This window comes from Rickettsiales bacterium (assembly GCA_041396965.1).
Classification (GTDB): domain Bacteria; phylum Pseudomonadota; class Alphaproteobacteria; order Rickettsiales; family SXRF01; genus SXRF01.
The window spans coordinates 780,123-793,118 of sequence record JAWKXN010000001.1 but is presented as its reverse complement, the minus strand read 5'-3'; the positions used below and the strand labels follow the sequence as shown (position 1 = coordinate 793,118).

Annotated in this window: 16 protein-coding genes; 10 read left to right on the top strand and 6 right to left on the bottom strand. The window is 37.4% G+C overall.

Annotation, left to right across the window (positions count from 1 at the left end):
* Window positions 1-9: 9 nt before the first annotated feature.
* From R3D71_03985 to R3D71_03965, 5 genes are all read right to left on the bottom strand, one after another.
* Window positions 10-810, bottom strand: a complete 801-nt coding sequence (locus R3D71_03985) for a succinate dehydrogenase iron-sulfur subunit (protein ID MEZ5690807.1) — start codon at window positions 808-810, stop codon at window positions 10-12.
* 172 nt (window positions 811-982) lie between these two features.
* On the bottom strand, window positions 983-1,801 hold the full coding sequence (locus R3D71_03980) for a M48 family metallopeptidase (GenBank protein ID MEZ5690806.1): 819 nt from the start codon (window positions 1,799-1,801) through the stop codon (window positions 983-985).
* Between the two features lie 26 nt (window positions 1,802-1,827).
* Window positions 1,828-2,373: an NAD(P)H-dependent oxidoreductase gene (locus tag R3D71_03975; protein MEZ5690805.1), complete on the bottom strand. Its 546-nt coding sequence runs from the start codon at window positions 2,371-2,373 to the stop codon at window positions 1,828-1,830.
* An 86-nt stretch (window positions 2,374-2,459) separates the two neighbouring features.
* The gene (locus R3D71_03970) at window positions 2,460-3,029 is read right to left on the bottom strand and encodes a GDYXXLXY domain-containing protein (GenBank protein ID MEZ5690804.1); all 570 of its coding nucleotides are present in this window, start codon (window positions 3,027-3,029) and stop codon (window positions 2,460-2,462) included.
* A gap of 38 nt (window positions 3,030-3,067) precedes the next feature.
* Window positions 3,068-4,306, bottom strand: coding sequence for a DUF2157 domain-containing protein (locus R3D71_03965; protein ID MEZ5690803.1), 1,239 nt, complete (start codon window positions 4,304-4,306; stop codon window positions 3,068-3,070).
* Window positions 4,307-4,423: 117 nt separating this feature from the next.
* Between R3D71_03965 and R3D71_03960 the strand changes: the two genes are divergently transcribed.
* The 4 genes from R3D71_03960 to R3D71_03945 all read left to right on the top strand — a co-directional run bounded on the left by R3D71_03960 (window position 4,424) and on the right by R3D71_03945 (window position 7,442).
* A complete protein-coding gene (locus R3D71_03960) occupies window positions 4,424-5,017 on the top strand; it encodes a TetR-like C-terminal domain-containing protein (protein MEZ5690802.1) in 594 nt (197 codons plus the stop codon).
* Window positions 5,017-5,562: a hypothetical protein gene (locus R3D71_03955; protein MEZ5690801.1), complete on the top strand. Its 546-nt coding sequence runs from the start codon at window positions 5,017-5,019 to the stop codon at window positions 5,560-5,562. The genes R3D71_03960 and R3D71_03955 overlap by 1 nt, the downstream gene beginning before the upstream one ends.
* 156 nt (window positions 5,563-5,718) lie before the next feature.
* A complete protein-coding gene (locus R3D71_03950) occupies window positions 5,719-6,327 on the top strand; it encodes a TetR/AcrR family transcriptional regulator (protein ID MEZ5690800.1) in 609 nt (202 codons plus the stop codon).
* A gap of 122 nt (window positions 6,328-6,449) precedes the next feature.
* Window positions 6,450-7,442 carry an integrase core domain-containing protein gene (locus tag R3D71_03945; protein MEZ5690799.1) on the top strand — a complete coding sequence of 331 codons (993 nt, stop codon included), beginning with the start codon at window positions 6,450-6,452 and terminating at the stop codon, window positions 7,440-7,442.
* 77 nt (window positions 7,443-7,519) lie between these two features.
* On the opposite strand, the gene R3D71_03940 is transcribed toward R3D71_03945, so the two are convergent.
* Window positions 7,520-8,446: an L-threonylcarbamoyladenylate synthase gene (locus R3D71_03940; protein ID MEZ5690798.1), complete on the bottom strand. Its 927-nt coding sequence runs from the start codon at window positions 8,444-8,446 to the stop codon at window positions 7,520-7,522.
* A 49-nt stretch (window positions 8,447-8,495) separates the two neighbouring features.
* Here R3D71_03940 and R3D71_03935 point away from each other — a divergent pair, with 49 nt between their 5' ends.
* The 6 genes from R3D71_03935 (at window position 8,496) to R3D71_03910 (ending at window position 12,756) form a co-directional block, all read left to right on the top strand.
* The gene (locus R3D71_03935; GenBank protein MEZ5690797.1) at window positions 8,496-9,629 is read left to right on the top strand and encodes a hypothetical protein; all 1,134 of its coding nucleotides are present in this window, start codon (window positions 8,496-8,498) and stop codon (window positions 9,627-9,629) included.
* Window positions 9,630-9,773: 144 nt separating this feature from the next.
* Complete coding sequence (gene parA, locus R3D71_03930; GenBank protein ID MEZ5690796.1) at window positions 9,774-10,484, top strand: ParA family partition ATPase; 711 nt, start codon at window positions 9,774-9,776, stop codon at window positions 10,482-10,484.
* Window positions 10,485-10,533: 49 nt separating this feature from the next.
* Window positions 10,534-10,962, top strand: a complete 429-nt coding sequence (locus R3D71_03925) for a globin (protein ID MEZ5690795.1) — start codon at window positions 10,534-10,536, stop codon at window positions 10,960-10,962.
* A gap of 9 nt (window positions 10,963-10,971) precedes the next feature.
* Window positions 10,972-11,595, top strand: a complete 624-nt coding sequence (gene pyrE / locus R3D71_03920) for an orotate phosphoribosyltransferase (GenBank protein ID MEZ5690794.1) — start codon at window positions 10,972-10,974, stop codon at window positions 11,593-11,595.
* Window positions 11,592-12,341 carry an SDR family oxidoreductase gene (locus R3D71_03915; protein ID MEZ5690793.1) on the top strand — a complete coding sequence of 250 codons (750 nt, stop codon included), beginning with the start codon at window positions 11,592-11,594 and terminating at the stop codon, window positions 12,339-12,341. The genes pyrE and R3D71_03915 overlap by 4 nt, the downstream gene beginning before the upstream one ends.
* Window positions 12,328-12,756 carry a dihydroneopterin aldolase gene (locus R3D71_03910; protein MEZ5690792.1) on the top strand — a complete coding sequence of 143 codons (429 nt, stop codon included), beginning with the start codon at window positions 12,328-12,330 and terminating at the stop codon, window positions 12,754-12,756. The genes R3D71_03915 and R3D71_03910 overlap by 14 nt, the downstream gene beginning before the upstream one ends.
* Window positions 12,757-12,996: the final 240 nt, after the last annotated feature.

Here is a 12,996-nt window from a genome sequence, read left to right as displayed (position 1 = left end):
AATTAAAGATCAAACAACTCGTTCAACCAGCAATTTTTTAATTTCGGCAATAGCCTTCGCTGGATTAAGCCCTTTAGGGCAAGTTTTAGCACAGTTCATAATTGTATGGCAGCGATAAAGCTTGAATGGATCTTCCAGCTCATCCAAACGCTCGCCGGTAAACTCATCACGACTATCGATAATCCAGCGGTAAGCATGCAGCAAAATAGCAGGTCCAAGATAGCGGTCAGAATTCCACCAATAGCTCGGACAAGAAGTTGAGCAACAGGCACATAAAATGCACTCATAAAGCCCATCGAGCTTCTCTCTATCATCTGGTGATTGCAGACGCTCACTGCCAGATGGCTGCGTCGTGCTGGTTTGAAGCCATGGCTTTATTGATTCATATTGAGCATAAAAATGTGTAAGATCTGGCACTAGATCTTTAACCACTTCCATATGTGGTAACGGATAAATATTCACATCACCCTTCACCTCATCAATTGGTTTAATACAGGCAAGAGTGTTAGTACCATCTATATTCATCGCACAGCTTCCACAAATACCCTCACGACAAGAACGGCGGAAAGTAAGTGTTGAGTCAACCTCATCTTTAATTTTTATCAGAGCGTCCAGAACCATCGGAGCGCAGTTATCCATATCCAACTCGTAAGTATCAATATGTGGATTCTTTGGATTCCCCTTATCGTCAGTATCCTCAGGATTCCAGCGATATATGTTAAATTTCTTGACCCTTTTTGTCCCTGAATCCGCTTTATGATACTCGCCTTTTGTTATTCTAGAATTAGCCGGAAGTCTTAACTCTACCATAATAGAACCTGTATTATCTGTTGCTGACTATAAATTCACTTAATATCTTGACTATAATATTTTAATTAGATCAATCAAGCTTTATAGCTGATTAGATATATATTGGTACAATATTTTTATTAATAATGAATAAATATAATTATGAATTGGAGAATTGATGACCTTATTTGATTTATCTAAAATCTGGTATTAGAGGTAAATGTTTTCTACGTTTATGATTAATTTCGTCTATTATTTTTCTCATAGCGACAAATCTCTCAGCGTTTGACGGGTGGGTAGTTGAATTATAAATACCATCAGGATTCTCTACAGACATTCGCCGCCAGAAGTAAGGCGCTTTGTTTATATCATAACCGGCGGCAGCCATTACATACATACCGATATAATCAGCCTCTCGTTCAAAATCAGCGCCATAACTTAGCTCACCTATATCACCTCCGGCTCTTGAGATTTCACCAAATGTTGGTACACCCTGATAGCTAGCGACAGCGTCAAGTACTGTTCCGAGCACTAGACCGATAGTAGCGTTATTTTGCTGTGCGCTTACATGCCCCATCAGGTTATGGACAAACTCATGTGCCATCACCACCGCCAGTTCATCATCATTTTCAACAAAACGCATCATACCGGAATATATAACTATATTTTTGCCATCAGCGTGTGAATTTATCTCCTCACCACGACTCATCCTAAAATAATAGTAGCAACCATTTTGCTGTAGATTAAGCTCTTTGCATATTTTCGCACCGGCCTTTTCTATCTTAGTGCCAACACGCTCAAACTGTCTACGCATATTTTTTGGATTCTTCCATGATTTTGGCAAACCACCTCTTGCCCTTATTTCATCCACCATTTTTTGCTGTTCTATCTCTTCTGCTCTTATTTCCTCAGAGGTAAGTTCAGGAGAATAGGTAGATGGAGATTGGCAAGCGGAAAGATGCCAGAGAAAAAACATAGAGAGAATAATTTGGGTAATTTTTATGTATCTCATAGAGTAATACAAAGCCAATGCTCCAATTATCTTTTTATAGAAATAAGATTATTAATAACGCTCTCCAAAGCTTCTTTTTGTTTTTTGTCTTTTAAGTTACCATCCGCATCAAAAGCCTCGTGCGCTTTTGGAACAGCTAATTGTTGTGGAATAACTACAACATTGATGTTTGTAAGTAACGCGCGCAAATGTGGAAGAGCTCTAAGTCCACCAAACCCTCCGGGTGAAGCGCCAATGATAGCGGCTATTTTTCCACTATAAACTTTTACGTCTACTCTGGAGACCCAATCTATAACATTTTTGAGTAGTGGCGTTGGCAAACCATTATATTCGGGGGATGAGATAAGTATATAATCATGATTTTTTATAAGTTCATAAAGCTTTTTAGCGTTTTCTGGTTGCCCCTTCTCTTCCTCCAAATCACCATCGTAAATTGGCATTGGATAATCCGCTAGGTCAATAAGCGTAACATTTATAGATTTTTCCCGCGCTATTTTCGCCGCGGCTGAAATAAGTTTTTTATTAAATGACTCACGGCGCGCGCTTCCCGAGAACATTAGTATATTGGTCATAAATATTTCTCACTCTCAAATTGGTTATAAAAATGCAAGTGCTACCATTTATGTCAGACGAGTGATGATGTGTCAGCAAATTATTCCTACGGCCATTCTTTTCCCTTTACAAAAACCTGATCAATACGCACTTTCCCGCTTTCATATATTTTAAGCCTCACTGTAGTATCATTACGGTCTGGCTCTTTTGTTCCTTCCGGTACAAAATATTTTTCTATTCCATACATAATACGCCATCTATCGGGATGCCCCATAATAACTACTTCACCATCAGCAAGATTTTCTGGCTTTGTAAATGAAGCCGTTTTAGGTTCATAAAAACCATCAACCTCACGCAATACCACCCATATATTTTGCTTATCCGTATCAACTCTTGCGTCATACGTTAGTATCTCCTTTACATTTTTTGCCCAATCAGGATTCACCATTTTTTTAAGTTCAGAATTCCACCTGCCTCCTCCATTAGTGAACTCATAATTAAGACGGATATATTGCCCGCTTAGCAAATCCCTAGGATCATAAGCAACGGTTTTTACCATGATAGTCGCGACTGGTTTATCAAACGCTCCTGCTTCGCTCATATACCACCCTGCAAAAAACACCATTTGCAGAATAACAACCCCAATCACCAATTTTGTACGCAGAGTCCTCGTCATTTTTTATCTCCTCTTTAATATTAGATTTTGACAATGAGCTACACACTAAGTGCTATATTTTCTTTTGCCTGCTCAATAAGTTTACGTCGCCATTTTTCTAATCTATATCCGACAACGAATAGTAAGATTCCGCATAATATGAACATAATTCCGGTATCAAACATATTGCCTATTAAATCTATGAATCTGGTAAAAATACCAAGCCCCACCAAAAATACGCTTGAATTAAGCAACCAGCGGTCATGGGATAGCGCGCCATGAATAACACCCCAGAAAGCAAACACAAAATATGAAACCCACGCGAATACGCTTATTATAAGCGGAAGAGTATATTTTTCCTGCGTCCAGCCAAAAGAAATATATCTTATGTAACTATCCTTATTAACTCCGATAACTGGCAGAATAATCGCAAGTGTTATTGTAAAAAATGCACATAACATCGTAAGCAAGAAATAACGATCGGTTTTTGTATTATTGCCACCACTAATAAACAAATAAGCCAATATAACAATGGCTGGTATTATGGCGATAAAACTTATTAAAGCACCACTTCCAACCTTAAAATCACTATAGCCAAAATTGTGATAAAACCCGAATAAATATAGAAAACCAACCAAACCGATCATACCGGCAGCTTGCAAATACGGTGCGATATCACTAGCTTTTTTCTTAAGCAACACGCCACCAAGTGCCGACGATAAAGCTATAGCGGCATTAAACGCCATGATTGACGGAAACGCCCGATAAGAAAACAGATAATCAAGATATGTGTCACCCCATAATGAAAAAGCAAAAATAGAAAGAAGAGCGACAAGACCGCTACGTAACAAAACGGCAAGAGGTGCAATCATTACCGCCCAAATCAGGAATGATTCTCCTGTTTGTGACGACAGGTTAAATATCTGCGCCATAAGCCCGATACCAGCAATAAATAACCCAGCACCCAACAAATGTAGGCTTACGGCTACTTTTTCATAACCATTTTTTGCCAGATATAAACCGGTAAAGTGACAACTACCCATAAGAGTTATGAAACCAGATATTTTAGCAATATCACTAAACATCCACCAGTTAGTGGCAATTATAAGAATCACACCAAATGCCAAAGCCAAAGCCCCGAGTATTCCCATAGCGTGACTTAGGGAAAACCAGCCCTTATGTTCAAAATCCTCACTATTAGCAAAAGAAAGCAAATTATTAGCCACCTGCCTGTCAATTATTTTACGACTGACAGCAGAATCAAGAAATCCAGCAATCTTTTTTTCAAACGAAGCCATAATACATCTCATTTGTTAGGTTATTTTTATTGATTATTTAACGAACATAGCACATAATTACACAATGTACAATAAAAATTTAACACCGTATAATTTATTAAGGAAAAGCAATAAATAATGGCAAGAAGAAGTGATCACAGCAAAGAAGAAATAATAGAAATGGCTATTCAGGCTGGCAAAAAAATAATGTCTGAAGACGGTTTTTCTAATTTTAGCGCGCGAGCGGCGGCAAGAGAAATCGGCTATACTGTAAATACCATACATAATGTATTTGAGGGGCATGATAATTATATACTGCACATCAACGCCGTAACCCTTGATGATATGAGAGAATTTATATCAGAGCATATAAATAAGAAGGATAAAGGAGCAAAAGCTGTTAAAAAATTAGCTCGTTTATATATAGAATTCGCTGAAGATAATTATAATCTATGGTCTGCCTTATTTGAGTTTAATCTTCCGCAAGACGTACCATTACCAGACTGGTATGAAGATAAAATTAAAGAACTTTTTGAAATTGTTGAAGCTCCCTTACTGCCACTACTAGATAATGATATAAAACTCAGCGAACGAGCCGCAAAGGTTATATGGGCGGGGATACATGGAATCTGCCAATTAGGGCTTACTGGAAAACTAGATACTGTCGGCGCGGAATCTATTGAGATACTCACTGATTCACTCATAAAAAACTATATAAATGGGCTGAAATAATGAAAATTACAGGCAGCGCCACACACACAAACAACTCAATAATAATATTACTAAAGATTATTATTTCTGTAGGGTTTGCCGCTTCGGTCTATGCGGCACAGATTGGGTTTTTAACAAGCTCGCTTTTTTACGCCTCTAAAATAACCATAGAACAACAGATTATGTTATTGGTTGGAGCAGCTATATTTGCTGTTATTATGTTGTCTTTAGATTTCTTCTGGTCATCGTTAAGCAAAAGATCAATATTTGTTTTTCTATTATTTTTGAAAATAATTGCTGGCTTATTTTATTTAACTGAAGATAAGGTTGACGGGGGCATTGGGATATTTTTATATATAGATACATACGTTGTTATCATCTCTGTATTTATTTCAGCAGCACTTTATTTTAGCCCAACTTTAATGGTGATTGCGTCAGTGGTTATCGCCAATATAATCAGCCTGTTGCTATTGTGGGTTATCACACTACCATTTGATCTAGTTTTTAATCTCTACAAAAAGAAAAATCCTGAAACGGAGTATTTCTATGAGGATGAGGATTTTTAGCCCATATCACTATTATGAATAATTTACGTACATATATCGTGCACCAGTTTTTACTTCGTAAATGTTACTTGCAAAGCGATTAAAAAACATTAGATTAGCAATAATAAATAAAAAGTAAAAAAACAAATAACGGGAATATGGGAAATAAAATCAACTATGAACACTCCAAGCAAGAAAGAACGATTAATAGAATCAGCGGCGATACTTTTTCATCAAAATGGCCTTATGTCCACATCTCTGGCTGACATAGCGAAGCACGCCGATATACCGATAGGCAATGTCTATTATTATTTCAAAACTAAAGATGACTTGGCTCTTGCCGCGATAGAAAAGCGCAAGACCCATTTTACTAGTTTATATATATATCTTTCGGAAAATATTATTGACCCACGCGAGAGACTTATAGAAGTAGTAAACTACTACAATAATGTGCGTGATGAATACACTAAATATGGATGTCCAATTGGAAAAGCTGTAAATGATGCGGATATTGAAAAAGAACCAATAGCGAAAGCCGCCGCTTCCGTATTCGCTGATTTTGTGGTTTGGGCAGAGATACAGTTTGAAGAATTAGGTCATGAGAAAAACGCGCAAAAATACGCTATATCATTAATGGCGGGGATACAAGGAGCGGCGGTAATGGCAAAAGCCTTCAAAAACCCACAAATACTAGCTGATGAGGCAAGCCGTCTTATCAATTGGATAGAAAGTCTACCTAATAAAAAAATCCAACTTGGCAAAGTGGGAATGAGAACGAGTGGTTAAACGAGCAGCTCTTGGTATAATTATGTCACCATGCCTGCTGTCACCCCTGTAAAAGTCAAATAATTCGGTGTCAGATTTTGTAAAGTCACTAATTGAGTCAAACTTTATAAATGAGGCAACGCATGAGCAAACAAGAATTACGCAGTGGCAAGGACAGAGTTCTTGAGTCAAGCACAATAAAGCGGATGGAGTTTTTATGTTCGGAATATGAATTAATTAAGGCAAAGCGACACACAAGATTTTGTTTTGTCAGTGAATTTTATAAATTTCATAATCTAACCCGTCAGAATTTCATAAAATACTATAATCGTTACAAAAGTAGTGGTTCTAAATTAGAATTATTGCCTCAAAAACGCGGTGCTAAATATAAAACTAGGAGAATTTTACCTCATATAGAACAACAGATTATAGGCTTACGGCAAAAAGGTTTGAATCGTTTTGAGATACATGCTGATTTACAGATTTCTGAACATGAAACTCGTCCTTGTCCTAGCACTATTTATAATATAAGCAAAAAACATGGATTTAACAGATTGCAGCCAAGAATGATGGAAGAAAAACGCAAGATTATCAAAGAAAAAGCCGGTGAGCTAGGGCATATAGATTGCCATTACCTACCCAAAGGCATGATTTCCGGTGATAATAAACGTTATTATCTGGTGGGGCTGATTGACCATAAAACTTCTCTAGCGTGGTGTGAGGTTATTCCTGAAGTTACATCGCTAAATGTGATGTTTTCTACAATGAAGCTACTTAATTTATTCAAGAAAGAGTTTGGTTTTGATTTTGTTGAGATACTAACGGATAATGGTTCAGAGTTTGGCAGTGGTAGTAACGATCCAGCAACTATTAAGAAAAATCCTTTTATGCGTCTGCTTTTTGAACTTAAAATAAAACATCGCCGAACTAAACCTTACAGACCACAAACTAACGGAAAAATAGAGAGATTCTGGAAAACAATAGAAGAAGATTTGCTGCGTGAAATGGTATTCGACTCGCTAGACCAGCTCAAAAATGAAGTGTTCGAGTATATGACTTACTACAACTACGCAAGACCTCACTCCGCCGCAAATGGAAAAACTCCTTCTCATCTTATTGGAAAAAATATAACATGAAACAGATTACAAAATCTGACACCGAATTATTTGACTTTTACAGGGGTGACAATTAAAATAAATATCTCATGATGACACTATCTAACAGCCGCCGCACGGCGCAGACGATCATTTATGGCGACTCCAATACCCATTTCAGGAATTGGCATTACCGCAATAGCTTTTGGGGTTTTAGAGTCAAGCGAGCGCAGCATCCTAAACAAGTTCGCCGCTGCCTCTTGTAGATTTTCTATTTCACTTAAATTTTCTATTATGGTAGCTCCTGAAAGGGGTTTACCAAAAGCGAGTAACGCCTCCCCTTCTCTAACTTCTTTCGCGTTTAGACGGACTATGGAATCAGGGGCGTAATGACTTTTCATCATTCCCGCCGCTTTTATTTTACCTGATTTATCTTCCTCAATATCAATATATTTTCTTAACTCATCAATGGTAATTTTCCCATGTCGCAAGATAGTCGCCGGTGTGGTGGTTAAATCAATAATAGTTGATTCAATTCCAACTTCACAATCGCCACCATCGAGCACCATAGCAATTTTGTCTCCAAGTTCCTGCCGCACATGCTCCGCCATTGTCGGACTTATCCGCCCTGAGATATTGGCACTAGGCGCGGCAAGCGGCAAACCTGACTTTTCAAGTAATGATAAAGCGATTGGGTGCGCTGGCATCCGTACCGCTACCGTGTCCATTCCCGCGCTTACTAATAATGATAAATCGCAATCAGCTTTGCGTGGTAGAACAAAGGTAATAGAACCTGGCCAGAATTTAGTGGCAAGCAATTCCGCCCGCTCGTCCCATACCACATATTTTTTTGCCTCATCCGGTGAAGCCACATGGACAATAAGTGGGTTAAAATTTGGTCTGCCCTTTGCCGCGTAAATAGCTGATACCGCTGTATCAGATAGGGCATTCCCACCCAGACCATAAACGGTTTCCGTCGGAAACGCCACTAATTGCCCACTTTTCAGATAATTTATGGCCTTTTCTATTAATTCTGGATTTTCCATAATATTTTAGATATAATTAACGCAATTTAATAAAAAATAATGTCATACCATGAGTGAGATAACAAAACAAACTGAATCTCCACAATTTCCAGCGATTTTACCGGTTATTGAGGATTACCTAGAAAAGCAGAAAGCCGCCGGTGAGCCAATGCGGATTCATTTTTGGGATACGAACCATCATATTGCTGACCCCGCACAAGTCGCGGCTGATAAATCACTGCATGATTTAATAAAACAATATGGAAGTCCACTTTATGTAATAGAAGCGGCTGATAAAAGCGTGCAGGATAGAATAATATCAGACGCTATGACTAAGCAAAAAGAAACGGGTAAGTCTATAGAGCTATCTATAAAACCAGAATACGCTAAAAACTTACCAAGAAAAGTAGCTATGATAAAAATGGCTGATTACAAACTATATGATAGTTTTGAGCAATCTGATAACCCTACGGATGTTCTATATCCAGACTCTCGTGAAAAAGAGTTAGGCTCTAAGCTCTCTACTGAAGAAATCAATTTACTAGAGAGGTATAACAAATTCTTACAATCAGAATTAAAAAACAAAGGGCTTACTGAAAGTATTGAGAATATTATTAATAACGCAGAAGAAATCAACTCAAACTTTGCAAAAACACTATCAAAAAAAGAACACGAAACATTTTCACAAGCCTCTAAAAAATATTACAATACTGTATATGGTGATGAACAACTCAATACTTCTGTCGTGGATGAGAGAATATCTGAAAATATTAATAAAGTTTTTGACCCAAAGAAACATGTTCAGGTAACTCTCTATGGTTTATTACATTTCAGCAAAGAACTTGACTTAAATGAAAGAATGCCCGGGCTTTCCATTGCCATAGCCAGAAGTGACAAGCTTGAGGTTGTTAGAGAAAGTTTTCTTACTAAACCATTTAGCAAAATCCATAACCAATTTCCTGATTACGTTTATTACACCGATCAGGATCGGATGGTAAAAATGAACAATGATAAGGCAAAGGCTGAATTTTTAGGAATAAGTGAATCCGATTTCAAAATTCACCAGATAAAACAACAAATGGAGAAAGATCTGGATTTACCAAGTATAAAACTCCCCTACACTGATGAAATAGCTATCGCTCCACCGACCTCACTGCCTCATAACCTGACAGGTCACAATAGCCCGTCCCATAATATGGCGTAAATACAAATACGATACTATGTAGTGTATTTATTATAACCGTTATACCAAATATGGTTGTTATTTTAACGAAATAAGGTTATATTCTAATCCCGTTATAGTTAATAATGATTACGAATAAAAATAAACAGTAATGGGAGATGTAATATGTCAAAAGTAATAACCGTAGCTCAACAAAAAGGTGGAGCTGGAAAGACCACTCTGGCGGCGCATATCGCTGTAGCTCTTAGCCAAAAGGGAAACAGAGTAGCGGTTATTGATATTGACCCACAAGGAAGTCTTTCTTATTGGCATAAAATCCGTGAAGAACGTTTTGGCGAAGGCTATACGGGGCTTACCTTCTCATCAGTATCCGGTTGGCGGGTTGGTGGCGAGGTAAACAGGCTACGTCGTTCATATAATTACATAGTAATAGATAGCCCTCCCCATACCGAGACTGAAGCCAGAACCGCCATTCGCAACGCTGATTTAATAATAACTCCTGTTCAGCCTAGCCCTACTGATTTGTGGGCGACAAAAGCGACCATTGAGCTTGCTAAAAATGAAAAAATACCAATGCGGGTGGTATTAAATCGTGTTACCGCCAACTCAAAGATAGTTCAAAAAATCGCTGAGGAATTGCCAGAATTGATGGAAACAAGATTAGGCAATAGGGTGATGTTCGCCGCCGCTTTGCTAGAAGGCAGGTGTGTAACTGAGGTTGATCCCTCAAGTCAGGCGGCAAAGGAAATAAAGTCTTTGGTAAAAGAAATCAGTATGTTGATAGATGAGCCGGAAGAAGATATAGAACTAGCCGAAGAAGAGACAAGCGAGAAAACTACAAAATCTAAAAGAACAAAAAAATTGGCTGACGCATAATTACTATTTATTTTGACAGTATATAGTTATGAACAGGTCAGAAGTTTTAATGATTAAAGAAAGTTTGATGAGTTTTCATATTGATGAGGCTTTCGTAAAGCGTTTTTATTGGCGATTGATAGCTATATCACCAGAAATGAAACCAATATTCTCAGGTTCATTTGAAAGTTATGTGCCAAAGTTCAAAGAGGCTTTTACTATCTTTTTGAATAATATAGAAAATATAGGTGACATGAAAAAGTCATTGAATAATCTTGGATTGTTTTCCGCTGGTAAAAATGTAAAAATAGAATATATGCCAACGTTCAAACGGGCGGCTATAGCCACCCTTAAGGATGAGCTAGGTGAAATGTTCACTGAAGATATGAGGTCGGTGTGGGAAAGACATCTACAAAAAATCATTGACCATATAAAGGAAGGCATATTAGAACATAGAGCCTTCATGGAGAAGCTGGAAAAAATATCAATTAACAAATAATAAGAATAGATGAACGATAATATAATAGGTGAAGCGGAGATTATAGATGAGCTAAAAGCCGCGAAAGCAATGCTTAGTGGTCATTTTATATTGTCCTCAGGTCTACGCAGCCCTACTTATCTGCAATGCGCTAGAGTTATGATGGACGCTAAGCGCGGCGAAAAGCTATGCTCGTCATTAGCAAATAAAATTAGATGTTGGGAAAAGGATAATAGTCTCAAGATTGACGCGATAGTATCTCCCGCCATGGGCGGTGTCGTAGTTGGTTATGAGGTGGGAAAGCAACTTGCGGTGGATAGTATGTTCTGTGAGCGAGTTGAGGGAAAGTTTGAGCTGAGGCGTGGATTTGAACTTACTAACGGTCAGAATATACTTATAGTTGAAGATGTGGTGACGACTGGAAAATCTTCAATGGAAGCCGCTAAATGTATAAAAGAATATGGTGGTAATCCGATAGCTGTGGCAAGTCTTATAGACCGTCGCTCTGGTAACAGTGATGAGCTAAAATTACCGCTTATATCTCTACTTAAACTTGATGTTCCAACCTATAGGGAAAATGAACTACCAGAGGAAATGAAAAAAATACCGGCGGTAAAACCTGGTAGCAGAGACTTGAAGAAAAAAGCCGGATGATTAATAAAAAGCCAGAGATTAGCGAAAGAAAAGCTGTTATAATAACAGGTGGAGCGAAGCGTATAGGCGCGGCTATCGCTCTTTATATGGCCGATAAAGGTTTTGATATAGCGCTCCACTATAATAGCTCAAAAAGTGAGGCTATAAAATTACAAAATAAAATTAGAAAAACTGGAGTGAATTGCGAACTATTCAAAGCGGATCTTTCAAAGTACAAAAATATAGTATCTCTTGTAAAAAATATAAAAAAGAAAATGCCTAATTGCTATATACTGGTGAATAACGCCTCAGTATTTGAGCGTTGTGAGTTTTTAGGAACTGATGAAAAATTTTTTGACCGACAATTTGATATTAACTTCAAAGCACCATTTTTTTTAAGTCAGCAATTCGCCGCCAGTTTCGCCCATGATGGTATGTCGGTTATAAATATGATAGATAGTGATATATCCGGCAATAAGGTAAGTCACTTCGCTTACCTGCTTTCCAAGAAAACTCTCGCTGAGTTTACTAAAATGGCGGCAGTATCTCTTGGGAAAGATATTAAGGTAAATGCTATATGCCCAGGAAGTATCCTGCCCTCTGGCAAAGAATATAAAGGCTATATGGAAAAAGTCAGAAAGTCAGTACCACTAAAGATACAGCCACAGCAAGAAGAAATAGCTGAAGCCATATTCTGGCTTGTTACGCAACCAAGCATAACTGGACAAATTATTAATATTGATGGTGGAAAACATGTCACCGGCTAATAATACAAAACAGGATAGCAAAAAAGAGCACATCTGGAAAATACATGTAAAAGACCTAGAAATTTTCACAAAAATTGGCATACACGAGCATGAAAAGAAAAAACAACGTATCCTAGTAAATATAGAAATTGACGCTTTATATCCTTACCGTCCAAAAGATATAAGCCAATGTTTTGATTATGAGAAAATAGTTAAATACATAAATGATAAGTGGGATAACCAAGAACAAAAATATTTATTGGAGCATTGTGTAACTGAATTGATGGATTACGCGTTTAACTGTGATGAGAGAATAATCAATATAAAAATTGGCATCAATAAACCGGATATTTTCTCAAATGTGAAATCCTTAGAGGTTGAGACTGTTTTGACACGTGATGATTTCGTGAAGTTACACGTTGATTATCAACAATAAATACATAGCTTGACTAAAAATATTGTAGTTATATATTCTGGCTACCGGTATTATGTTTGATATCATTGTAATATAATATTAACTCGGATTTTATAATGTAATGTCGTTTTTAGTTATTTTCATTATTCTATACGCAATGACCTGTTGTTTTCTCTGGCTTTGCCACTATCTTAGAAATTATTAGCTGTATGTCTTTATATATAATAATTGGTGTTATATCTGGCTTATTGTTTACATACT

Excerpts from the sequence above, each read along its gene's own strand:
- R3D71_03955 (MEZ5690801.1), top strand. The coding sequence starts at position 5,017 with ATGAAAATTACAGGCAGCGCCACACACACAAACAACTCAATAATAATA.
- R3D71_03945 (MEZ5690799.1), top strand. The coding sequence starts at position 6,450 with ATGAGCAAACAAGAATTACGCAGTGGCAAGGACAGAGTTCTTGAGTCA.
- R3D71_03915 (MEZ5690793.1), top strand. The coding sequence starts at position 11,592 with ATGATTAATAAAAAGCCAGAGATTAGCGAAAGAAAAGCTGTTATAATA.
- R3D71_03980 (MEZ5690806.1), bottom strand. The coding sequence starts at position 1,801 with ATGAGATACATAAAAATTACCCAAATTATTCTCTCTATGTTTTTTCTC.
- R3D71_03935 (MEZ5690797.1), top strand. The coding sequence starts at position 8,496 with ATGAGTGAGATAACAAAACAAACTGAATCTCCACAATTTCCAGCGATT.
- R3D71_03975 (MEZ5690805.1), bottom strand. The coding sequence starts at position 2,373 with ATGACCAATATACTAATGTTCTCGGGAAGCGCGCGCCGTGAGTCATTT.
- parA (MEZ5690796.1), top strand. The coding sequence starts at position 9,774 with ATGTCAAAAGTAATAACCGTAGCTCAACAAAAAGGTGGAGCTGGAAAG.
- R3D71_03985 (MEZ5690807.1), bottom strand. The coding sequence starts at position 810 with ATGGTAGAGTTAAGACTTCCGGCTAATTCTAGAATAACAAAAGGCGAG.
- R3D71_03910 (MEZ5690792.1), top strand. The coding sequence starts at position 12,328 with ATGTCACCGGCTAATAATACAAAACAGGATAGCAAAAAAGAGCACATC.
- R3D71_03940 (MEZ5690798.1), bottom strand. The coding sequence starts at position 8,446 with ATGGAAAATCCAGAATTAATAGAAAAGGCCATAAATTATCTGAAAAGT.
- R3D71_03950 (MEZ5690800.1), top strand. The coding sequence starts at position 5,719 with ATGAACACTCCAAGCAAGAAAGAACGATTAATAGAATCAGCGGCGATA.
- R3D71_03960 (MEZ5690802.1), top strand. The coding sequence starts at position 4,424 with ATGGCAAGAAGAAGTGATCACAGCAAAGAAGAAATAATAGAAATGGCT.
- R3D71_03970 (MEZ5690804.1), bottom strand. The coding sequence starts at position 3,029 with ATGACGAGGACTCTGCGTACAAAATTGGTGATTGGGGTTGTTATTCTG.
- pyrE (MEZ5690794.1), top strand. The coding sequence starts at position 10,972 with ATGAACGATAATATAATAGGTGAAGCGGAGATTATAGATGAGCTAAAA.
- R3D71_03925 (MEZ5690795.1), top strand. The coding sequence starts at position 10,534 with ATGATTAAAGAAAGTTTGATGAGTTTTCATATTGATGAGGCTTTCGTA.
- R3D71_03965 (MEZ5690803.1), bottom strand. The coding sequence starts at position 4,306 with ATGGCTTCGTTTGAAAAAAAGATTGCTGGATTTCTTGATTCTGCTGTC.